This is a genomic window from Gilliamella apicola (assembly GCF_003202915.1).
In the GTDB taxonomy this organism is placed as follows: Bacteria; Pseudomonadota; Gammaproteobacteria; order Enterobacterales; family Orbaceae; genus Gilliamella; species Gilliamella apicola_Q.
This window is the reverse complement of the sequence record NZ_QGLP01000005.1, coordinates 501,607-525,113: the sequence shown is the minus strand read 5'-3', so window position 1 is coordinate 525,113 and position 23,507 is coordinate 501,607. Positions and strand designations below refer to the sequence as shown.

Here is a 23,507-nt window from a genome sequence, read left to right as displayed (position 1 = left end):
TGGATGAAAGGAAATAAAACAATGAAACAATACTGTCTAGCCTCATGAATCATTGTGGCGTTACTATAGCAAACCCAAACCGACTAATTAATGACTGGAGAATTACAAAATAGTCATTGATCTGTCATGATGTCATTTGACTTCCTAAGATATCCTATTACTACATTATGCAATTTCGATAACCTGATAAAATATTAAGGAATATTCAATATGAAATTGTTAGTTGTTGAAGATGAACAAAAAACTGGTGAATATCTTCGTCAAGGTTTAGTTGAATCAGGATTTATTGTAGATCTTACCGATAATGGTCTCGATGGTTATCATCGAGCAATGACGGAAGATTATGATTTAATTATTCTAGATGTCATGCTACCTGATATTGTGGGTTGGAAGATTGTCCAGTCGTTACGTGAGGCTGGCAAAGATACTCAGATTATTCTGCTAACTGCAATGGGCAGTGTTGAAGATAAGGTCAAAGGGCTCAATTTAGGCGCTGATGATTATTTAGTCAAACCTTTTTCTTTTGCAGAATTATTAGCAAGAATTAAGTCGTTATTAAGACGCAATGTCCCACAAGTTAATAATTATCAATTAAGCATTGCTGATTTAGTTATGGATCTCCCAAAGCGAACGGTAACGCGAGGTGATAAAAGAATTGATTTAACCAATAAAGAATTTTTATTGCTCGAATATTTTTTACGTTATCCCGGTGAAGTGTTACCAAGATCACTTATTGCTTCACAAGTATGGGATATGAATTTTGACAGCGATACCAACGTCATTGATGTGGCAATTAGGCGATTGAGGAACAAGATTGATGCCGATTTTGAACCGAAATTAATTCATACCGTGCGTGGAATGGGATATAAATTAGATGTATTGGATGAAGAAAACTAACTTCATATCGTTTCGTATACCACTTATTGTATGCCTACTGACTTGTGGGCTACTTTATTGTTTTAGCTATCTTATTGAACATACTTTTGAAAAAATTTCTATTCAACAAAATGTCACAGAACTTAATTCTGTAATTACCTCAATTGAACGTGAGCTCATTTATTATTCACCTGATGAAAATCGTGATGAATTCTTTCAAAATCTTCTCCTGATTTTAACTGGTCACCATCATCTATTTGTTTATATTATTGATGATGCAGGAAAAATAGTGTATCGCACCCGTGGCCCTAATTTATCTATTGCTTTATCGCAACAAGATTTTGAACGATTAATTAGCCAAAACAGTACGGCAATTTGGAATATAGATAAGTCATCTTACCGTATTGGTGCATCAAGAGTTATGTTGGATGGCGGGCGACAATATACAACGATTGTTGCTGTTGGACGCGATTTACAACTTGATTTTATCAATAGGTTGAGAAATGGATTAGGTTTACTTATTGCTATTTCTTGTGTGTTAGCCTTAATTGGGTCATTAATTTCCATCTATTACACACAAAAACCGATTAATCGTTTAATTAGAAAAATTGAACGAATTAATATGAAAAGCTTAAATTACCGTATTTCAACGGCATCTGTGCCGGTGAAATATGTGAGCTTAGTTAAAGCTTTTAATAATATGCTTCATCGTATGGAAGATGTTTTTGAGCGACAACGTAATTTTACTGCCGATATTGCTCATGAAATGCGAACTCCGATCACCAATCTAACCACTCAAACCCAAATCGTGTTAAATAATGCTCGTTCTACAGAAGAGTATCGAGAAATCCTCTACTCTAATTTAGAAGAGTATGAAAAAATGTCGCAGATGATATCAGATATGCTTTTTTTAGCTCAGGCAGATAATCATCAATTGGTACCACATCTTATCGATATTGATTTGTATTCAATGATTAGTTTGATGTGTGAATATTTCGAACCTTTGGCTGATGAGAAAAATATTACCTTTGAGCTTGAAGGTAATTGTTCCCATATTCAGGGGGATAAAATGATGTTAGGGCGGGCAATAAGCAATATAATCTCCAATGCGATTCGCTACACATCGGAAAATCAGACAATTAAAATTAATTTGAGTCAGCTAAGCCTCAAAAAAGTTCAGATTGTTATCGCCAATCCCGGTAAAAAGATTGAAAGTCGTCATTTACCTCATCTTTTTGACCGTTTTTATCGAGTTGATCAATCTCGTCACCGAAATAGTAAAGATAGTTCAGGAACAGGAATTGGTTTGGCTATTGTAAAATCGATTATCGACACCCACAAAGGTCATATTTATGTTGAATCGGATGATCTCTCAACTCGATTTATTATTAAACTTCCGACGGTTATTTCACGTCATAATCACTGATTAACAGATTAGCTGCCGCATAGGCAGCTTTTTCGCGTAAATCCTGTGGTACTTGTTGATTTTCAACTATTTCATTTAGAACTGTCATTACCGCGCCCAACGCATCTTCAATATAACCTAAATCATTACTACCAATTTGCGCATATCGTTCACGTATGAGCTCATTATATTTGTTCATTTTTCTATCCTATTTATTAAAACTTCTATGCTATTTTAGATAAAATCAGTTAATTGTTGGTAAACTTCATTGGCTGAGATTGATTGCATTGTTTTATCTGTTGAAATAATGCTATGCTGGTTTTTACCATATCCACCAATTAGTTTTGGATCAGTTTTTCCAAATAAAGTTATATTTGGTCGATCTAACGCGGCAGTTAAATGGCTCAATCCGGTATCTACAGAGACGACAGCCTTAGAACCAGCAATAATTGTGGCGATCTCGTTAAGAGAGAGTTTAGGTAATACTTCAACATGATTAAATCCTTGTGCTAAACGCAAAGCGCGCGCTTGCTCATGAGGTGCCCCCCAAGGAAGTTTAATCTTGAGTCCTGTCGGTTCGATTAATTCAATTAACTCTCGCCATGCTGCTTCTGTCCAATGCTTTTCTTCTCGCGTGGTAGCATGAAGAAAAACTAAATATTGTTGATTATCAGCCGGTAATTCCGATAAAAAGTGACGAGCAATAGCATAATCACCGATTGAATCTGGTTGGATGTAGTTAAGGCTTTTGGCAAATAACAGACGAACACGTTCAATGGCATGCATCTGTTTAGGTACATGGTGTTTGACATCATAAAACCAACTAGCAATTGGTTCTTTAATACTTTGCCGATCTAAGCCATGTTTAATGCCTCGAGCTTTACGAGTAATTAAAAATGCACTTTTAATTAAACCTTGGGCATCAATAATACAATCATACTGTTGCCGTTTTAAATGAGCAATAAATTGCTGACGTTCTTGGCGAATAGCTTTAGCAAACCAGTTTTTCCGCCAACGTCTTATGGCAACAGGAATAACCTCATCTACTGCAAAGTGCCAAGAGGGGATCTGTGAGAAGTTTTCCTCAACCACCCAATCAAAAGTAATATCAGGTATGCAGTTAGCTGCATCAGTTAAAGCAGGTAAAGTATGCAATACATCACCCATAGATGAAGTTTTAACAATTAATACGCGCATAATTAACGGCTCTTTTCGCAGCGAACAATAAGTTTCATTAATGTTTCAAATACTAAATCTGGTTTTATATCAATAAGGCTTTGATGATATCCTTGTTCTGCATCACCTTTACGAACGCGATGATAGCCAGTGATTAAACGGATCACTTCAGCTTTATCGGATAGTGGCGGGGTAAAATCAGGACTACTTGGCCCATAAAGTGCCACTAAAGGTTTATCAAGCGCTGCTGCAACATGCATTAACCCAGAATCATTTGTGACTATGGCTTTACATGCTGAAATCACATTGATTGCTTGCTCTAATTTTGTTTGACCGGCCAGATTGATACATTGATCACCATGTACCATTTTGGCAATAATTTGTTCGCCAACCGGCTTATCTTTTTCTGAACCAAAGATAATAATTTTAGCATGCTGTTTTACGATTAAATCAGCTAACGCGGCATAGTGATAATCAGGCCAACGTTTGGCTGGACCAAATTCAGCACCAGGACAGAAGCCGATTAAAGGCACGTCACTAGGAATATTGAAAGTTGCTAATGTTTGATCTAATTCATCTTTTTCGACACTAAGTTTTGGCCACAAAATTGGTTGAGGTAGATCTTTAGCCGAATGAATATCTTGTTTTGGATAGGCGAGAGCGACATAGCGTTCTACCATTAATGGAAAAGCTTGTTTATCGAGCTGTCGTAAATCATTCAATAAACCATAACGCATTTCACCTTTCCAACCAGTGCGTTTAGGAATTTTGGCAAAGAAGGGTACAAGGGCGGATTTAAATGAATTGGGTAAAATGATTGCTTGATCGTATTGATTGTTACGTAACTCTTTGCCGAGTTGATAACGTTTAGCTAATGCAAACTCTCCATGACTAATTGGCATAGCGATCGATTGATTAACTTCGGGCATTTTACTTAATAAAGCACGGCACCATGCAGGTGCCATTACATCAATTTCCATGGTTGGTTGTAAATGTTTTAAGGTGCGATATAAGCTTTGTGACATCATCATGTCCCCCACCCAAGATGGACCAATAATCAGCGTTTTCATTGAAGCTCCTCTTATTGCTCGTTAAGCCATTTCATATATTCGGTTGTACCTTGAGCAACAGTTTTAAATTCAATTGGACATCCTGTTTTTCTAAAGTTAGTTAAATCTGCTTGAGTAAAGCTTTGGTATCGTCCTTTAAGGTTATCTGGGAACGGAATATAATCTATTTCTCCTTTTCTATGATAATTAACTACAGCATCAGCTACGGCTTGGAATGATTCTGCTCGACCAGTGCCACAGTTGAAAATACCGGAAATTTTATTTTCCCAGAACCATAAATTTACATCAACAACGTCACTTACATAAATAAAATCGCGTTTAAAGTTATCACTACCTACAAATAGTTTCGGTTTTTCACCTTTGGTAATTTGTTCATTTAAATGGAAAGCAACGCTTGCCATGCTACCTTTATGTGATTCACGTGGTCCATAGACGTTAAAATAACGGAATCCACAAACTTGTGACTTAGCTTTAGGTAATACTTGTCTAACATATTGGTCAAACAAAAATTTAGAATAACCATAAACATTCAATGGTTTTTCATAAGCGCGATCTTCAATGAAATTATCACTGCGGCCACCATAAGTAGCAGCCGAAGATGCATATAAAAATGGTATATCAAGATCTAAACAGCAATCTAACAAGTCTTTTGAATATTGATAGTTGTTTTCCATCATAAATTTGCCATCCCATTCGGTGGTCGATGAGCAAGCTCCTTGATGAAAAATAACATCAATATCCATATCTTCACCTGCTATAATTAATGAGATAAATTCGTCTTTATCCATATAATCAGCGATATCTAAATCAACTAAATTACTAAATTTAGTGCCGTCAGTTAAATCATCCACCACTAAAATATTTTTGTGTCCAAGATTATTTAAACCTTTGACGATATTACTTCCAATAAAACCAGCACCACCAGTAACAACGATCATAATCACAACCTTTAACTAATAAAATTAATGACACTATAATAGCGATTTATTAGCAAATTTTCGAGTGCTCTTTTAGTTATCTTAATGTTGTTTGTTGTTACTCGATGATCATAATATTTAATTTAGTGATATATATCTGTTATATGAATCATGCCAATAAATTGTTTTTTATTATCAATCACAGGTAAAACGGTTATTGGTCTAGGTTTATGTTGTTCCATTTTATGTATAGCTTCTGATACATATTGGCTATCTTTAATGGTTATTGGTGTAGTCACCATTAATTCTGAAACTTGAATATCTAATAGATTAGTCTGATGTTGTAATTGTCTACGAATATCCCCATCTGTAATGATGCCAAGTAATACATTGTTGTTATCAACTATGGCAACAGCACCTATCCCCGAATTCGTCATTGCGAAAATAGCGTCAGAAACAGATTTTTCTGCGGTAATAGCAACCTTTCTATTATGCTTTTCAACTAACTGTTGCACTGTCATTAAACGTATTTGGCCTAGATTTCCGCCTGGATGATAAAAAGCAAAATTTTGTGAGCTGAATTTCTTTGCATGCATCACTGAAATTGCCAGTGCATCACTTAAGGCTAATTCTACAGTTGTACTTGTTGTTGGTGCTAAATTGAGAGGGCATGCTTCTTGGGTTACATGGGCACCTAAATTATAGGTTGCAAAGCGAGCTAGAGTTGATAAAGGATTACCACAAATGGAGATTAATGGAATATTAATTTGTTTTATGGTCGGTAAAATATTAATAATTTCGGCTGTTTCTCCACTGTTTGAGAGGGCAATAATAGTGTCATCTTTGGTAATGCAACCTAAGTCTCCATGAATAGCTTCTGCTGGGTGCAAATAAAAAGACGGAGTACCGGTACTCATAAATGTAGCGGAAAGTTTACGAGCAATATAACCAGGTTTTCCCATTCCAGTCACGATGACTCTACCTTTTGTATGCAAAATTAATTCTACTGCATGGAAAAAAGTTTCATTAATCGAGTTAATAATTTTTTCTATTGCGGCAGCCTCTTGTTTTAGAACTTGTTTGGCTAGTTGTAACGTTTCATTTTTGCATACTTGAAAACCTTCTGATTTTGTTGCCATATCCAAATTATCCTTATTTATAAATTAAATTAACTCTGATGAAGCTTGCATTAGTAGATATAGAAATTGTATGCATAAAACTGAAGATAATTTTATTGATTCACAAAAAACTAACTAAGAAAAAGTGAAAGTTTGATTCAGATCACATTTGTTAAACCCGGTTGTGAAAGTGTTAAAAGATTAACATTTTGTTGATTATTTTATTACTACAATGACGCCAACTTAATTGGGAAACTCGCTATGAAACAAGAACTACCAAGATATAAAAGAATTTTAGAGTACTTAGATGAATATGATGTTGCCAACATCAATTTACTATCTAATTTATTTTCCGTTTCTCATATGAGCATCAGACGGGACTTAAAACTTTTACAAGAAAAAGGATTAATAAAAGTATCGTATGGAGGTGAAATAAAAAGAAGTTTTTTAAATGGTACCCCCCTTTATAACATCAAACAAAATCGATTTTCTGAAGGGAAGAAAAGAGTAGGGAAAATAGCGGTAAGTTTATTACAACCAGGGATGGTAATTTTTATTGATGCAGGAACGACGATGCGTGAATTTGCCTTGAATATCAATGTTCCAATTACAGTAATTACTTTAGATTTACATGTGGCCTTGGAGTTATCTTCTCGGCCAGAGGTGAATACGATTATTTGTCCTGGTGAAATACAAACTACAAATGCCTCAGCTTATAACACTCAAGCCATGAAGTATCTTTCAGAACAGGTTATTGATTTAGCTTTTATTGGCGCAGATGGTTTTAATCTAGAAGATGGTGCATTGACTACAACACAGATTAAAGCTGATTGTAAATGGATGGCATTATCCAGATCTATTCAATCCGTCCTTTTGGTTGATAGCAGTAAATTGGGGCTTAGATGTCGTTTTAAAATCTGTGATTTAAATCGATTTAATTATCTTATAACTGAAAAGCAATTTCCTAGTAATTTTGAAAAACAATTAATAAAACAGGACATTAAATATATTTATTAACTGATGTAACTAATAGTTAGTTAATTTTGGTAGATGTATAAAAAGTTCATTTAGTGAGCTTAATTTTTGAGAGGAAGCAAAAATATGAAAGTTGCCGTTGTAGCTGATGATTTGACAGGTGCTAATGCCACCTGTGCTTTATTAAGCAAAAAAGGGTTTAATGCAATTACATGTTTGGAAAAATTCAATGAAGATCTTTCCAGATTTGATGTGATTTCATTTGCAACTGATTCACGTTCAATACCTTATAAAGAGGCATATTCACGGGTTGTCGATTGCATAAGCCAGTTTAGCAAATACCAACCTTTAATTAGCAAACGTATAGACTCAACGTTGCGAGGCAATCTAGGAGCAGAAGTTGATGCGGTTATAGACAATGATCCTAATCTAATGGCTTTAGTTGTGCCTGTGTATCCATCAAGTGATCGAATCTGTGTTGGTGGATCTTTATTAGTTAATGGTATCCCATTACAAAATACAGCTATGCGTAATGATCCTAAAAATCCGATGACGGAGTCTTCAATTTTAGAATTATTTCGTTGTCAATCACGCTATCCAGTCTCACATGTTGCTCTCAAGGATGTTTTAGAGGGTAAAGATAGAATTGAACGACGTTTAAAACAAATATATCAACAAGGTGGTCGTATTGTCATCTTTGATGCTACTACAGACACGGACATTAGTGTGATAGCGCAAGCAGCAAATAATGTTAATTTGCCTGTTTTTTGTGTTGATCCGGGGCCTTTTACTGCCCAATTTGCCGATCTGCGTTATTCATCAGAACGAAAGATGGCCAACAAAGTGTTTGTCGCAATAGGTAGTGTGTCTGATCTTACTCAAAGACAAATAAGGAAATTGAAATATGACCGAAAAGTTTGGTTAGAAACGATATTGGTTGATGAATTGATAGAAATTTCTAAAGACATCAAGAAAGCTAAACCAATTGTAGATAAATTACTGAAAAAAGTTGAGCAATTTGATGTGATCGGCATTGATACCGTTGAAATGCCCGAGCATGTTTGTGATTTAGCTAAGTTAGCAGCTAACAATAATATGAGTATGAGTGAAATTAGTAATACCTTGAATCAAGCTATTGCCGAAATAACAGCTCAAGTTTTATTCCATCCTGAATCTATTATTAGAGGTATTTATACCAGTGGTGGGGATGTCACGGTAAATGTTGTAAATCGATTAGGAAGTAGTGGTTTCTTACTTAAAGATGAAGTTGAACCATTAACGGTTTATGGACACCTTGTCGGTGGGAAATGTGATGGTTATTCGATAGTAACGAAAGGTGGATTTGTCGGTAACGATAATACGTTAGTCCATTGTATCGATTATTTGAGTACCAAGATTTCATCACATGAAAGCTTGAAGCATTAATACCTTATAACTAGTTCAACTTAGATAAAACAACCTAAGTTGAGCAAATTTTGAGTAATTTTAAAGGAGTAATAAATGAAACGTCGTTGTTTAATCGGAGTCCCTATGGGAGATCCTGCTGGTATAGGTCCTGAAATTGTCGTGAAAAGTATTGCAGCACCAGAAACCTATGAATATGGATGTGTACTGGTAACTGGCGATAAAAAGGTGTTAGCTGATGCGTGTAAGTTTTCAAAAGTAAACTTACAAATTAATGAAATTACCGATCTAACTCAAATACAAGATAAACCTAATGTATTAAATCTTATTCAGTGTGGCGAATTAAATTATGAAACGTTTAAAATTGGCCAAATTGAAGGACAATGTGGTCAAGCGGCATTCAATTATATTAAAGTTATCACTGAGCTTGCTATGGAAAAAAAACTTGATGCCATTGCAACAACACCTATCAATAAAGAATCCCTTAAAGCTGGTAATGTTAACTATATTGGTCATACCGAGATATTAGCAGATCTTACTGGTAGTCAAGACCCACTTACTATGTTTCAAGTTCGAGATTTAAGAGTGTTTTTCTTAACTCGTCATTTAGCATTGGTTAAAGCCATTGAATCATTAACACCAGAAAGAGTCTGTGATTATGCTATTCGTTGTAACGATGCATTGGTTAAATTAGGGATCAATAAACCGAGAATGACGGTTGCCGGCATCAATCCACATTGCGGAGAACATGGTCTTTTTGGTCATGAGGATGATGATGTCTTATTACCCGGTATTGAAATGGCTCGTAAACAAGGGATTGATATTAATGGCCCTAAACCAGCTGATAGTGTTTTCCATTTTGCTATGGGTGGTGGCTATGATGCTGTTTTATCTCCGTATCATGACCAAGGTCATATTGCAACGAAAATGGTTGATTTTCATCGTACCATTTCTATCACTAATGGAATGCCGATTCTTCGTACATCTGTTGACCATGGAACAGCAAATGATATTGCCGGAAAAGGAATCGCTAATCCAGTGAGTTTGATTGAGGCTATACGTTTAGCTGCGCTATACGCACCGAATTTCAAACGTTAATAAGTAGCTATTATTACTTATAACAATTTATTTTTCGGTAATGATTATGTCATTATCGAAGGAGGGTTTGCATATGTCTAAAAAAGAAAATAATAATAAATCACTTTATCCTTATGTCTTATTAAATGGCATTATTTTAGTGGTTGTCGGATTAATTGTTTTTTATCTAGGAAGTTTACATAGTATTGAGAAGAGCAGCTGGCGAATGGTTGCCGGCTTACTCGTTGCAATTACTTTGTTACTATTTATGATTTTAAAGACAAGAATTCAGGCATTTCCTGCATTGATTATATCCGCTTTAATTACTGGCTCACTGGGTGGTATGCCTGGTGAATTTATGATCGCAACGATTAGTAAAGGCTTTGGTAATACGCTCGGTAACATAGGGATCGTTATTGGTTTTGGCGTTATGATGGGGTCAGTTTTGCAGATGAGTGGTGCAGCACAAAAAATGGCTCAAGTTTTTATTAACCTTTTAGGAAAAGGCAGGGAAGAGTTAGCATTAGTCATTATCGGTTTATTAGTGAGTTTAGCTGTATTTTGTGATTCAGCATTTATCGTTCTATTACCATTAGTGAAAGCAATTTCACGTAGTACAGGTAAATCTGTGGTCGGACTTGGTTCAACATTGGCTATGGGGCTTGTTATTAGCCACAGTATGATTCCACCAGCGGTAGGACCATTTGGTGTAGTTTCACAATTTGGTATTGGCCTTGGTGAATATATGCTATGGGCAATGGTTGTTGCTATACCTATTACTATTGCTGGATTTATTTATACTCGCCATGTTGGTCGTAGTATTTATCAAATTCCAACTGAGGATGGTGAGAATTTTACCCGTGAACGTCTAACAGTTACTTCGCAAAATTTAGAAGATGATCAACAATTACCTAGTGCATTAGCATCTTTTGCACCAATTGTAACTCCGATTATTTTGATATTAACCGCTACTTTAGTAAATGAAATGAAATGGGATAGTTCGATTGCTATTATGTTAAAAACAATTGGACACCCAATTGTAGCTGTGGGCATTGGATTATTAATTGCTATCATGGCATTAACTAACTCATTTCCTCGAAAAGATGTTGTGCATCAAATGGAAAATTCAATTCGCTCTGCTGGTATTATACTGCTTGTTATTGGCGGTGGTGGCGCATTAGGAATGGTGTTACGTGACTCAGGAACAGGTCAAATTATTGCTGAATATATTGTTAAAATTGGTGTGCCTGGTATTTTGTTACCATTGACGATTTCAACTTTGATTCGCTTAATTCAAGGTTCTGGTGTCGTTGCCATGATTACCGCAGCGAGTATCACTGCACCAATGATTGGCACCTTAGGTGTAAATCCAATTATGGCCGGGTTAGGGTGCTCAATTGGTTCTTTTATGTTTTCTCACTTCAATGATGCTTATTTTTGGGTAGTTAATCGTTCATTAGGGGTAACAGAAGTTAAAGAACAAATTAAAGTTTGGAGTATTACTTCAACGGTATTATGGGTCGCAGGAACAGTGACATTATTAATTGTTAATGCCATTTTCTTCTAAGAAAATAGGGGTAGTGTAAAGGAATATGCTTCCCCTAATCTTTTCTCTAAATTAGTTATTATTAATTTTTGCGGTAACTAAAATATACCTTGCCAAACTGAGATAGGGTTCAGTTCGGCAATACTGTTTTTCGATTGCTAATAACTCTGCGAAATGTGTTTCTGCTTTTGACTTATTGGTTAAATAGTCGTGAAAAACCCGAATCCCAGTTTTATTGATGATCTCAAAATTTTGTTGGTTTAACCATTGATATACGTGATTTGGATCGCGGGGATAATCAGGTGATAAGGTTTTCTTTTTGCGTTTGGCCAGTCCCGATTGAGTGTAACCAAAATTGCCTAATGTCACGGTTTTGAATAATAGCCCGTGGTAGTTATAAAACATTAAAGATAAATAGCCATCTTGTTTAAGATGTTTCTTTAAAGATTGGATTATTTGGATTGGCTCAGCAACCCATTCTAAAACGGCATGACAGATCACAATATCAAATTGCGTTTTAATAAATTGTTCGAGATCTTGAATAGGGCAATGAATAAAATTTAAGTTTAGATTTTCTTGTGCGGCTTGCTTTTTTGCTAATTCTAGCATTTGCTCGGAAATATCACAAACAGTAATGTTATGACCTAATTTGGCTAGACGGCAGGCCATTTGACCTTGCCCACCACCAGCATCTAAAATAGTTAATGGTTTATTCGTTGGATAGCTAGCTAATATATTTTCTAGCTCTTGCCAAACGATAGCTTCGCGAATCTTGCCTTTGTTTGTGCCATAAATGTTTTTAGCAAACTTATGACTAATATCATCAAAATTACGATCGGTTTTAGTCATAATAATTATTGATTATTTAATTTCGTTATTTCTAAATTAATTTGCGCAATTTTTTCTGACATTTGTTGATGGCATTGTTCCATTAAAGTTCTTGCATCTTCTTTGCCTAAATCTTTTGTCTCAATCGGTGGCAGCATCTCGACAATCATATGACCATTATTAAGGCGATTTAACTTTATATTATTCGTATCTGATACACAGATAGGCACAATAGGTACCCCCGCGGCAATAGCGGCCTTAAATGCTCCGGTTTTAAATGGTAATAAACCTCGCCCACGACTACGAGTACCTTCTGGAAACATCCAAATTGATATTCCACGTCTTTTTATCTCTTTAACGACGAAATTAATCGTATCTCGGGCTTTTGATTTATTGTTACGGTCAATTAAAATATTGCCGGTAAGGTAATAAAGTTGCCCAAAGAAAGGGATTAGCGCTAGGCTTTTTTTGCCAACAGTGACGGTTTTCGGTTGTACAATATCAGCGGCCACAACCATATCATAATTATTTTGGTGATTGGCGATAAATACACAGCTACCTAACTTTTCAATTCCAGGATATTTACGAGTATTAACCTTTACCCCTAATAATGGTTTAAAGAAAAAACTAAAAAGATGGGCAAATCTAGCCACATTTTTGGGATTGCGAGGATTGAATAAGCAAAATATAACCCCTAGTACACAAGTTATAATGCCAATAAATAACACAAAGATTAAACGAAAAAGAAAAACCATAATTTACCTCACAAGTTAACTTGGCGTATTATATACGTAATCTATATGAATATACAGTTTGTTAAATATCGCGTTAAAGGGTGTTTATGCAAGAATCAATTATTATTTGGGATGATGAGCAAATCCCAATTTCTCGCTTTTTTAATGATGTTTATTTTAATACCAATGGTGCAATAGATGAAACTCGTTATGTTTTTATTGAAGGAAATCGTTTATTTGCGCGTTTTTTACAACATCAACAGGAGAGTTTTACTATAGGAGAAACCGGTTTTGGTTCAGGGTTAAGTTTTTTAATTGCTTGGCAGACCTTCAAACAATTTAGGCAGCAAAACCCCAATAGTGTGCTCAAACGATTAAATTTTTTTAGTGTCGAACGATATCCCTTATCAGAACTAGAAATGATAAAAATTCATAACAAAGTGATCAACAGTCATGATTCTTTAAGTTTTCTCGCACAAAAATTACGTGATTATTTACAAGGATCGGTCAATGAGACTTTAGATGATATTAATCTAGTTATTTGCTTTGATGATATCAGACATTTCCCAGACTTTTTACAACGACAAAATAGCTTAATTGATGTTTGGTTTTTTGACGGTTTTTCACCAGCAAAAAATCCAGATATGTGGTCAGCATCCCTATTTAAACAGTGTTATAACTTAACTAATAAAGACGGAACTTTTGCTACGTTTACCGCGGCAGGTTTTGTTCGTCGTAATTTAATTAGTGCTGGTTTTAAGGTGGAAAAGCGTAAAGGATTTGGGATCAAGCGAGAGATGCTCATAGGCGGTAAATCTTAATTTAGTCCGCCAATTTTGGCGAACTAAATCGAAGAGCAAAAATTAGTTGAACTCAAATTGATAAATAAAATCTAATGTTTGAGCTAAGCCGGAAGCGGCTTCCACATAGAAATTTGGTAATAATCTATATCGCAAGGTAAAAGTTGCTAATGAGTCGAAAATGCCGACCCCATATTTTAATTGTAAATGAGGTAAGATATAACCGCTCACGACTACTTTTGAATTATTGCCGGCACCTTGGGTATCTAACGTAAGGTTTTTGACGCCAAAAGCATTACCGATATCTCCAATGTATTTCCCGGTTTTTGCTGTTCCGATACCGACTAAAAAGGCGGTCATCATATCATTATCACTCTGATCGGTATTATCCAACCCTTGTCCACGGATCAAATAAGAGAGTGCTTCTTGCTGTGACATGGCTGGATCAGAGAAAATTTCAATTTTAGGATCTTGTGTTGATCCTTTGACGCGAATGCCGGCTGTAATATTATTATTATCCATTGAGTCAGGGTTTCTTATTGCTTCTATATCTAAGATGGCTTGGTCAGTCGGCCCGGAAAAAGTGACTACGCCTTTTTTAATGACTAAGTCCTGGCCATAAGCATGGAAGCGACCGTTTGGAATTAGAATTTCACCATGTAAATCTAATCCTTTATTGGTTTGGGTGGCGATTAATTTTCCTTTTAATGATGCGGTTAAACCAAATGCATCAACTGTGACCTTATCGCCAATATTGATTTCAATATGGCTATTAATCTTCATACCAAATTTTTGTGGTTGAATTTGTTTATAGTTCTTATCCAACATTACTTCATCAGACGACACGTCCACACTTGAAGCCGGCAGTGAATCCACAGTAATTTTTCCTTTTGGAATCGATACCTTACCCAGTAGGGTTAATTCATCTTGGGTTGCTTCAATCTTAATATCAGGAATGACTGACATGCTAATCATAGGTGGGACAGTAACTTCCATCGCAGCCCCATTTACATAGATATTAGCTTGCCATTTTTCAAAGTTATTCCAACTCGCTTGGCCATTAATATTGATATTTCCTGATTTAGTCGCTAATACGCCTTTTAAAGTTGATGATTTACCATTAAATTTAATATCGACCATAGCAGATTTAATATCAATTGGCAGTTGATAAGTTTTAATATCACTATGCCTTAAATTAATACCGCCATTTAAGATTGGGTCCATTAATGAACCAGAAAAATTTACATTGCCATTAATGGCGCCCTTGGCATATTCATCTTTACTGAGTAATGGATTAACAATGGCTAATGCTAAGTTATCAATGTTTAATTGACCGCTTAACACTTTGGTCGCGGTTGGATCTTTAACTAATAAATTACCAGTTATTTTTCCTAACTTATTTAAACTAAAATGCCAATCTAATTTAGCTTGTTGCTCATTAAATTCTGCATTGATATTAAACAAATTAAAAGGAATTGGTAAAGCTTGATTGGTGATCATCTGTTTAACAAAAACTTTATTGCTGGTTATATTAGCTTTAATGTTAGGAATTTTGCTGTTGTCATTAAGTTTAATATCAGCTTTGCCATTGATAAAACCATCAATTTTAGTTTCGCCATCATTGGGGATCGGTAGCTTAGCTAGATCAATATCTTTTAAACTAATTGAAGTCTCGTTATTTGGTGCAACAGCGAATGTTTCGTCTAAACAGATACTTGAATTATTACTACGCCAACAATGGGCACCAATAGTTGGTATCTGATTAACGATATTATAAGTGAGACTTATCGGTTTTGCTAACTGCCAATGACTATCATCACCTAGTGTTAATAAGGCATGTGGTATACTCGCTGTCCATTTAGTATGTTGTTTATCAAGTTCTCCGATTAAGGAGGTTGTCATGGAAACGGGACTACCATTAAAATTGATGGATAAATTGTGATGCGCTTCATTACCAGAAAGTTCAATATTAGCGTTTTTGACACTTTGAGTTGCAATATTAATATTTTGAGCAACTAATTTTAATTGACCACCGAGTTGATTGTTGTACTGAACTTTACCCGAAAAGTTAGCCTTGGCTACGGCAACATCTTCATAACTTAAGCCATTTATATTTAAATTGGTATCAATAACCGGTGCAGCGCTATTTCCTGTCATTTTTATATTACCGACGACATCACCATTGAGGTTATCAAGCAATAACGATAACGCGCTTAAATTTAGTTGGGCATTTAAATTGCCTTTATTGGTAGAACCATTGATATTAATTTGGTTTTTACCCCAAATCATAGCCAAATTGTTAGCTGATATTACATGGTTAGAATCGACAAATAGATTGCCATTTGCTGAAAAGTTAGCCTGCTTAATATTGCCAGTTAATTGCATGTCAGGAATATTCAATTGCCATGACTGGCCATCAGTGGAACCAGTGGTTTTTAATTGACCTGTTAAACGTATAGGATAGCTTGGCAACTCTTTGGTGAGATCAACATTATTGAGTTTAACACTCGTATCCCATTTGAGTGCTTTTTGCCAATCCAACTGCCCAGAGATATTAATATCACCTAGAGGGAATTTGATATTAGCATATTCAAAAGATGCAGATTGGTTAGTTCCATTGCCAACCATATTGAGAGTGGTCTCTGGCAAACCTTCACCTTTAACAGTCCCTTTGGCTAACACATTGTATTTTTCAACATTGCCATCTAAAGTGAAATCAAAATTGTCTAATTGATATTGTGGTTTTCCTTCAATTGGCCATTGAATATGTTTTCCATCCACTTTTGTCATCAATGGTAAATATTTTTCAATAAAATTAATTTGCCCTTCAACAGTAATCTGATTTAATCCGCTAAGATTGGTATAAGTGAATAATTGGCCTAATAATTTTCCCGAAAACTGTCCGTTAAGATGATTATTGTCGCTATCCGCTTTGATTAAAGCGAAAATTGGCCAATCATCGCCTAAAATTATCTGTCCAGATACTGAAGCATGGGCATTGAAATATGGCGTTATGGCATCAGTTTCGACTTGTTTTACAATTATATGATTATTAATCATATTCGTTTTAATATTAACTTGATTAAAACGATAATCTTGTCCACCAATATGCAGTAACCAATTGTTACCAGTCAAACTGCTGACATCAATATCTAATGGAATACTAACTTGCGGAAGTGATTTAATTAAGGGTTGATTAAGTAATTGATTAATCTTTTTATTTATCGGAACTTCATCGTTAGAAGTATTAGGTTTATTGGTATTAGCTTCAGTATCGGCAAATATTGCCTTCAGATCCATGGCAACTGAAGGATAGACATAAATCTTTTCATTTACCCATCTGGCTTTTCCGCTAAAGTCTGACATACCAAACTGCATATCATTCACTTTAACTGTGACATTAGTAATATGAGTTTCCTGAAGATCGATCGGCAGAGGGGTTTTAATCGTTGTTCTTTCCTCTGAAATTGGTTCATCAGGTGAAGATTTAGATTGTTCGGTATTAACGTTAACGCTCACACCATCGGCGTCAAATTTATCGACACAAATTTTGGTTTGGATCAAACATAAACCAGATAATTTTAATTTGGCATCTTTTATCTGAACATTGACACCGGGTAATTCAAGCGAAAGTCCTCGAATGTGTAAGTTATGAAAGGTACCGGTTACTTGTTCTATTTTTAGTTCGGGTAAAAATTTATTGAGTACATACGTTGTTAGCTTGACACCTAAACTGGTGTAGATCATTAAAATAATAAATGTGATAAGAAAAACAAAAATAGATAACACAGCAATGCTACGTTTTTTCCATTTTCGTATTCGCTTAATTTTTTCAGCCTTTTTTACACTATTTGGATTTTTTGCCATATTATAATTCGCTTCCCAAACCAATATATAGATGTATAGAGCCTTTATCTTTTCGGTTAAGAGGTGTGGCTAAATCAAACTTAATTGGACCAACCGGTGAAGCCCATCGAATACCTATGCCTGTGCCGGTATAAAATTTGGTGTTATCGACTTTATCTATCGCTTCCCCCGTATCAATAAATGCTGCTCCCCACCAAGAACCAGTGACATTATATTGATATTCAGCTGAACCAGTTATCAGTTTTGATGCCCCTTTTAGTTTGCCTTTTTTATCTTTTGGCGATATAGATTGGTAGCTATATCCTCGAATACTACGATCACCACCGGCAAAAAATCTAAAAGAGGGGGGAACCCGATCAAAGTTACTTGCTTGAATAATGCCAAAAGCACCTCGAGCTATAAAACGATGTGAATATTTAATTGAGCGAATCCAAGTTTGTTGAGTTTGAAAACGCACTAAATTAATATCTGATCCTATTGCACGAGTGGCACCTTCAACCGAATAACGTTGAGAATCCCCCCACATAGGTAATAAATTACCATCATTACGAATACGGGAAATACTAAGTGAAGGATAATATAAAAAAGTTTTGAAACTGGCATCACCTTGTGTAAAGTCATCGCGTAATAAATTAAAACCTAACGCGGTTTGCCAACCTTCAAAGTTATCCCAATTACGAAGCACACCTAAAGTATAGGATCGTGAATCAGTATCGTTATTATCGATTTTTTTATAACCGCTTTGGATGGTGTAATATTGTTCAATAGGGGCTTTTTTTAAGGGTATTTTATAACTCATGGTAATAATTTGTTCCGGCGATGAGAGCGACAGACTACTTTGAAAACTCTGGCCGCGACTATTAATCCAAGGTTTACTCCAGCCAATTTTACCATGCACCCCATTATCGGTAGAAAACCCCAAACCTAAGTCCATTGCATTTTTTTTGCGAGGGGTGGTCACCACTTCGATTGGTAATGCTTTGTCTTCGGTAAGATGAGGAAAATCTGGGGTAACTACAACAGAATTAAACCAGTTAGTTGAACTCAGACGACGATTTAATAGTGATAAATCATCAGCCGAATATTCATCCCCCTCTTTAAACGGCACAATATTTTGCAGATAATCTTTACGAATTTTTACATTCGGAAATTTAACTATACTAAATTTATAACGCTTACCGGTATTGAAGTCTATATTCCAAAAAGCTTGATGTACAAATTGAGCAACGGCTAATTGATGTAAAGGCATATCTGCATCAAAATATCCTTTTTTTAAGGATATATTTTCTAATCCTTTTTTAAAGTTCTCATAAATGCCATGATTTAAAATATCGCCAATTTTGGGTAACTGAGTGGTTAGTAATTCTTGAAAATCTTTATCTTGTTCACCTTCCCCATTGAGATTAATATTTAATTCTTTAATTCTAACGGGTTCACCTGGTAATACGGTTACGACTAACACTTTTGGATCTTTTTCATCATATTCAAAAGTAGGGGAATAATAACCTAATGCACGAAGTGCTTTTCCGGTTTCACTTTCAAAATAACGTTTGAAGTTTGGCGAAGTATTAATTTTATCTGGCGTAATCAAAGAAAGACGAGCGTCAACATTTTCAGCAAGTTCGCCTGACAATCCTTTAATGGATAACTTCATTTCTGCATAAGTTGATGCTGTTGTTACCATTAGAAGTAAGCATAATGAATGCGAAAATCGTGACACATACACCTCGATAATTTTTTAGAAATTGTTATGGGAGCGGTTATAGGTTTGTTATTGTTTGTAAATCTAACATATCTGCTCTTTTACCGTCTATGATACACTCTGTAAAATAACGTTAATTCTCATCGAATATTATTTTCGAGGAGGGAACTTTACCATCCATTGTTTTAGATTTTCTAGTATCGCTATTAAGTTAGATTTAGTTAACTCAAAAACGATTGTCCAATCATCGTGTAATTCATAGAGATCATCAAAACAAAAATCCGGTTTAAGTTCACAACTAAGTTTAATCGAAATTGTAACTTTTTGGTTTTTGTTAGCAATAAAAGCAAGTGAAAAGCAAGGCTCAGTAAACCATAACTCAGCATGACTGGGTAATCGGCTTTTCGATAAATCATCAAACCAATTATATAGTCTTTGTAAATCAGCGATCTCTAAAGCCGGATCGGTTTTTTCAAACCGATTACTATTTTGTTGAACGATGACTTTTAGCAAACACCAGTTATCTTTACAGTCAGGGAACTCATAACCGACGATAGCAAATTGTAAATTTACTGTATTAGTAATATCTGTTAACTCGATCATTTATTCGTCCTTACTCGCCATATGTTTTAAATTTATCAATAATCCTTTACTTAAGATTCAAGTAAAGTTACATGACCAATATAAGGTAAGTGACGATAGTGCTGCGCATAGTCAATACCATAACCTACTACAAACTCATCAGGAATTGAAAACCCAATATATTTTACGGGTACAGCTACTTCACGACGCGATGGCTTATCTAATAATGTACAAATTTCAATACTACGTGGATGACGCAATTTTAATATTGCCATCACTTTACTTAGTGTATTTCCGGTATCAATAATATCTTCGACAATTAATACATCTTTATCACGAATATCTTCATCTAAATCTTTTAATATCTTGACATCTCGATTGCTTACCACTGCATTACCATAACTTGATGCTGTCATAAAATCGACTTCGTGACCGACGGTAATAGAACGGCTTAGATCAGCCATAAAGATAAAGGAACCTCTTAACAAACCAACTAAAATAAGTTCATTTTGACTATCTGCATAATCTTGACTAATTTGTTGACCCAATGCCTTAATTCGGGTTTGGATATCCTCCGCCGATATCATGGTTTCTAATGTGTGCTTTTTCATTAATAATGCTCAATGTACTTTTTAAAAAACAAAGTGAGATTTTAGCAATTTTCATAATTAAAAAAAATAACTAAACTAAAACTTTATCAAATAATTAAGAAATGATTTAAAGAAGTTGTGTTTAAATATGAAATTAATCTTCAATAGCGTTAAGGATTGATTGTTTGTGTTGTTTTTTTTGTTGCCGACGCTTTTGAAAAAAATTGCTTAACATTGAACTACACTCATCAGACAAAATACCACCGGTGATTTGCGCAAAATGGTTAATCCCTGTTCTGGAAAGAATATCAATATAAGAACCTGCGGCACCAGTTTTATAATCTCTAGCACCATAGACAACACGTTGTATACGACTATGAATGATCGCCCCAGCACACATAATACAAGGTTCAAGGGTAACATACAAAGTTGTATTTACTAATCGGTAGTTGCGTATACATTGGCCAGCTTGTTCAATTGCCATAATTTCTGCATGAGCAGTTGGGTTATGTTGAATAATTGATTGATTATAACCTTCACCAATGATTTGGTTATTATCATCAACAATCACTGCACCTACGGGAATCTCACCTAGAGATTCCGCGTGTTTGGCCAACTTTAATGCATGACGCATCCAAACTTCATCTGACATGCTTTAAAATTATAGATTGTTTAAATTGAGCACATCACGCATATCATAAAGTCCAATTGGTTGTTTGGCAAGCCATAATGCAGCGCGAACAGCACCATTAGCAAAAGTCATTCGACTTGAGGCTTTATGGCTAATTTCGACTCTTTCACCAATGTCAGCAAAAATAGCAGTATGTTCACCAACGATATCACCGGCACGAATAGTTGCAAATCCAATAGCACCTTTAGGCCGTTCACCTGTATGCCCTTCACGACAATAAACAGCACGATCGTTTAAATCACAACCCAACGCATCAGCAATCGCTTCGCCCATTGCAAGTGCAGTACCCGAAGGGGCATCAACTTTATGATGATGATGTGCTTCGATAATTTCGATATCGGTATAATCACCCATTATTTTTGTTGCTTTTTCAAGTAACTTAAGTACTAAATTCACGCCAACACTAAAATTTGCGGCGAACACAATAGCAATTTGTTTCGCGGCAGTTGCAATAGCTTGTTTGCCGGTTTCGTCAAATCCGGTGGTACCAATAATCATCATTTTTTTATTTTCAATGCAAAAAGCTAAATGGTTAAGTGTGCCTTCAGGGCGGGTAAAATCGATTAAAACATCAAACTGATCTTTCGCCTGTTGTAAGTCAGTAGTAACTTTTATTCCACAGTGACCAATACCTGCAAGTTCACCAACATCACTACCAATCAATGATGATCCCTCTCGTTCAAATGCAGCACCTAAGGTAACGCCTTCAATTTGCGAGACAGATTGAATCAGTTGTCGTCCCATTTTTCCACCTGCGCCAGCAATAGCGATACGAATCATATTTGTAGACATATAACTTTCCTTAACTTTCTATTGTATATTTATTAATAATTATTATAGCGGAAAACTTTTAAGTTATATACCTAAACAAGATGATATACTTTTCAAATTGTTAATATTAAGACTAATAGGAAATTGAAGTGCATAGTCGATGGTATTTTGGCTGGAATATTGTCATAGCAGCCGCATTTTTAACCTTACTTTCTAGTGGGTTACGCATGAGTATGGGGGTATTTTTTCTCCCTATAGCTAACGATCTCCATTTCAGTCGAAGTGCCTTGTCGAGTATTATTGCTATAGGGATGCTATTTTCCGGTATAGCTATGCCGATAGCAGGATACTTAGTCAACAAATATAGCACTCGATTTGTATTACTGTTAGGTTCAATTATCATAATTATCTCAACTATTTGGGCAGCTAATGTAAACGGTTATTGGAACTTTTTCTTATCTTTCGGAATAGCTTTATCTTTTGGCACCTCATTTGTCGGCTCAGTCAGCTTTACTCCTATTGTGGTTCGTTGGTTTAGCAAACATAGAGGCCTGGCACTATTTATTCTTTCGAGTGGCAGTATGGCTGGTATTGCAGTTATGCTACCGGTGTTTGCTTATTTTATTCCGCTGTATGGATGGCAAACCACGTTAGTCGGATTTTCTCTGCTTTTTATGCTACTAGCATTACCTATCGCTATTTTTATTATGAAGGATAATCATATTGAGACAGCGACAACAGAAGTTCATGAAAATCTAAAAAATAATATAACTTTAAAACAGGTGTTAAAAACACGACCTTTCTGGTTGCTTAGTTTTGGCTTATTTACTTGTGGGTTTAGCATGAATTTACTAGGTACACATGGTGTTCCTATGTTAATTGATCACGGTTTCGACGCAATTACTAGTTCTTCTGGAATAGGTTTAATCGGATTAGTGGCAATTTTTAGTACCTTGGTGCTCGGTTTTATTTCCGATATAGTGCAACGAAAATTAGTATTAGCGATGATCTTTTTAGTTCGAGGACTTGGTTTTATCGGATTAGTCATTGCTTCAACTAAATGGCAACTCTATGGCATAGCATTAGTTGGTGGTTTAGTTTGGGCTGGGGCTTTATCATTATCAAGTGCCATTAGTGCTGATATTTATGGTGTAAAAATTGTAGGCCTACTTTCTGGATTAACTTACCTTGGACATCAAATTGGCGCAATGATTGGTTCATGGTTAGGAGGATGGGCATATGACAATTGGCATACACATTATATTGCTTTTGGCGCAGCTAGCGTTTTACTCCTAATGGCTGCCTTTGGCTCGTGTTTTTTACCGAAAATAAATAATGAGTAAACACGAAATAATGGACGCGAATGCGTCCATATATA

Annotated in this window: 21 protein-coding genes; 8 read left to right on the top strand and 13 right to left on the bottom strand. The window is 35.4% G+C overall.

Annotated elements, in window-relative coordinates:
- Window positions 1-210: 210 nt before the first annotated feature.
- Window positions 211-897 (top strand): heavy metal response regulator transcription factor, encoded by a 687-nt coding sequence (locus tag DKK79_RS08645; protein WP_086358090.1) that lies wholly within the window; start codon window positions 211-213, stop codon window positions 895-897.
- Complete coding sequence (locus DKK79_RS08640) at window positions 884-2,302, top strand: heavy metal sensor histidine kinase (RefSeq protein WP_181415279.1); 1,419 nt, start codon at window positions 884-886, stop codon at window positions 2,300-2,302. Before DKK79_RS08645 ends, DKK79_RS08640 begins: the two co-directional genes overlap by 14 nt.
- Here the strand turns inward: DKK79_RS08640 and DKK79_RS08635 are convergent.
- From DKK79_RS08635 to DKK79_RS08615, 5 genes are all read right to left on the bottom strand, one after another.
- Window positions 2,280-2,480 (bottom strand): YaeP family protein, encoded by a 201-nt coding sequence (locus DKK79_RS08635; protein WP_110423725.1) that lies wholly within the window; start codon window positions 2,478-2,480, stop codon window positions 2,280-2,282. The two genes, DKK79_RS08640 and DKK79_RS08635, sit on opposite strands and share 23 nt — an antisense overlap.
- 35 nt (window positions 2,481-2,515) lie before the next feature.
- Window positions 2,516-3,478: a lipopolysaccharide heptosyltransferase RfaC gene (rfaC, locus tag DKK79_RS08630; protein WP_110423724.1), complete on the bottom strand. Its 963-nt coding sequence runs from the start codon at window positions 3,476-3,478 to the stop codon at window positions 2,516-2,518.
- 2 nt (window positions 3,479-3,480) lie between these two features.
- The gene (gene rfaF, locus DKK79_RS08625; RefSeq protein ID WP_110423723.1) at window positions 3,481-4,527 is read right to left on the bottom strand and encodes an ADP-heptose--LPS heptosyltransferase RfaF; all 1,047 of its coding nucleotides are present in this window, start codon (window positions 4,525-4,527) and stop codon (window positions 3,481-3,483) included.
- Between the two features lie 11 nt (window positions 4,528-4,538).
- The gene (rfaD, locus tag DKK79_RS08620) at window positions 4,539-5,465 is read right to left on the bottom strand and encodes an ADP-glyceromanno-heptose 6-epimerase (protein ID WP_110423722.1); all 927 of its coding nucleotides are present in this window, start codon (window positions 5,463-5,465) and stop codon (window positions 4,539-4,541) included.
- Window positions 5,466-5,587: 122 nt separating this feature from the next.
- Window positions 5,588-6,583 (bottom strand): KpsF/GutQ family sugar-phosphate isomerase, encoded by a 996-nt coding sequence (locus tag DKK79_RS08615; RefSeq protein ID WP_110423721.1) that lies wholly within the window; start codon window positions 6,581-6,583, stop codon window positions 5,588-5,590.
- A gap of 240 nt (window positions 6,584-6,823) precedes the next feature.
- On the opposite strand from DKK79_RS08615, the gene DKK79_RS08610 reads away from it, so the two are divergent.
- The 4 genes from DKK79_RS08610 (at window position 6,824) to DKK79_RS08595 (ending at window position 11,585) form a co-directional block, all read left to right on the top strand.
- The gene (locus DKK79_RS08610) at window positions 6,824-7,579 is read left to right on the top strand and encodes a DeoR/GlpR family DNA-binding transcription regulator (protein ID WP_086360826.1); all 756 of its coding nucleotides are present in this window, start codon (window positions 6,824-6,826) and stop codon (window positions 7,577-7,579) included.
- Between the two features lie 84 nt (window positions 7,580-7,663).
- Window positions 7,664-8,962, top strand: a complete 1,299-nt coding sequence (locus tag DKK79_RS08605; protein ID WP_110423720.1) for a four-carbon acid sugar kinase family protein — start codon at window positions 7,664-7,666, stop codon at window positions 8,960-8,962.
- Between the two features lie 75 nt (window positions 8,963-9,037).
- The gene (gene pdxA / locus DKK79_RS08600) at window positions 9,038-10,039 is read left to right on the top strand and encodes a 4-hydroxythreonine-4-phosphate dehydrogenase PdxA (RefSeq protein ID WP_065651908.1); all 1,002 of its coding nucleotides are present in this window, start codon (window positions 9,038-9,040) and stop codon (window positions 10,037-10,039) included.
- Window positions 10,040-10,244: 205 nt separating this feature from the next.
- Window positions 10,245-11,585, top strand: coding sequence for a GntP family permease (locus tag DKK79_RS08595; RefSeq protein WP_375537977.1), 1,341 nt, complete (start codon window positions 10,245-10,247; stop codon window positions 11,583-11,585).
- A gap of 51 nt (window positions 11,586-11,636) precedes the next feature.
- Here the strand turns inward: DKK79_RS08595 and cmoM are convergent, their stop codons facing one another.
- Window positions 11,637-12,413: a tRNA uridine 5-oxyacetic acid(34) methyltransferase CmoM gene (gene cmoM, locus DKK79_RS08590; RefSeq protein ID WP_110423718.1), complete on the bottom strand. Its 777-nt coding sequence runs from the start codon at window positions 12,411-12,413 to the stop codon at window positions 11,637-11,639.
- Between the two features lie 5 nt (window positions 12,414-12,418).
- A complete protein-coding gene (locus DKK79_RS08585; RefSeq protein WP_110423717.1) occupies window positions 12,419-13,147 on the bottom strand; it encodes a 1-acylglycerol-3-phosphate O-acyltransferase in 729 nt (242 codons plus the stop codon).
- An 86-nt stretch (window positions 13,148-13,233) separates the two neighbouring features.
- On the opposite strand from DKK79_RS08585, the gene mnmD reads away from it, so the two are divergent.
- A complete protein-coding gene (gene mnmD, locus DKK79_RS08580; RefSeq protein ID WP_110423716.1) occupies window positions 13,234-13,947 on the top strand; it encodes a tRNA (5-methylaminomethyl-2-thiouridine)(34)-methyltransferase MnmD in 714 nt (237 codons plus the stop codon).
- Window positions 13,948-13,989: 42 nt separating this feature from the next.
- Here the strand turns inward: mnmD and tamB are convergent, their stop codons facing one another.
- From tamB to dapB, 6 genes are all read right to left on the bottom strand, one after another.
- A complete protein-coding gene (gene tamB, locus DKK79_RS08575) occupies window positions 13,990-17,793 on the bottom strand; it encodes an autotransporter assembly complex protein TamB (RefSeq protein WP_110423715.1) in 3,804 nt (1,267 codons plus the stop codon).
- A 1-nt stretch (window position 17,794) separates the two neighbouring features.
- A complete protein-coding gene (gene tamA, locus DKK79_RS08570) occupies window positions 17,795-19,513 on the bottom strand; it encodes an autotransporter assembly complex protein TamA (RefSeq protein WP_309146329.1) in 1,719 nt (572 codons plus the stop codon).
- A 132-nt stretch (window positions 19,514-19,645) separates the two neighbouring features.
- Entirely contained in the window at window positions 19,646-20,098 is a 453-nt protein-coding gene (locus DKK79_RS08565; protein WP_110423713.1) for a WapI family immunity protein, read from the bottom strand.
- A gap of 50 nt (window positions 20,099-20,148) precedes the next feature.
- Complete coding sequence (gene hpt / locus DKK79_RS08560; protein WP_110423712.1) at window positions 20,149-20,688, bottom strand: hypoxanthine phosphoribosyltransferase; 540 nt, start codon at window positions 20,686-20,688, stop codon at window positions 20,149-20,151.
- Between the two features lie 133 nt (window positions 20,689-20,821).
- Window positions 20,822-21,319: a tRNA adenosine(34) deaminase TadA gene (tadA, locus tag DKK79_RS08555; RefSeq protein WP_110423711.1), complete on the bottom strand. Its 498-nt coding sequence runs from the start codon at window positions 21,317-21,319 to the stop codon at window positions 20,822-20,824.
- A 9-nt stretch (window positions 21,320-21,328) separates the two neighbouring features.
- Window positions 21,329-22,150, bottom strand: a complete 822-nt coding sequence (gene dapB / locus DKK79_RS08550; RefSeq protein WP_110423710.1) for a 4-hydroxy-tetrahydrodipicolinate reductase — start codon at window positions 22,148-22,150, stop codon at window positions 21,329-21,331.
- A gap of 128 nt (window positions 22,151-22,278) precedes the next feature.
- Here dapB and DKK79_RS08545 point away from each other — a divergent pair, with 128 nt between their 5' ends.
- Complete coding sequence (locus DKK79_RS08545) at window positions 22,279-23,472, top strand: MFS transporter (protein ID WP_220019123.1); 1,194 nt, start codon at window positions 22,279-22,281, stop codon at window positions 23,470-23,472.
- The last annotated feature ends 35 nt before the right edge of the window (window positions 23,473-23,507 follow it).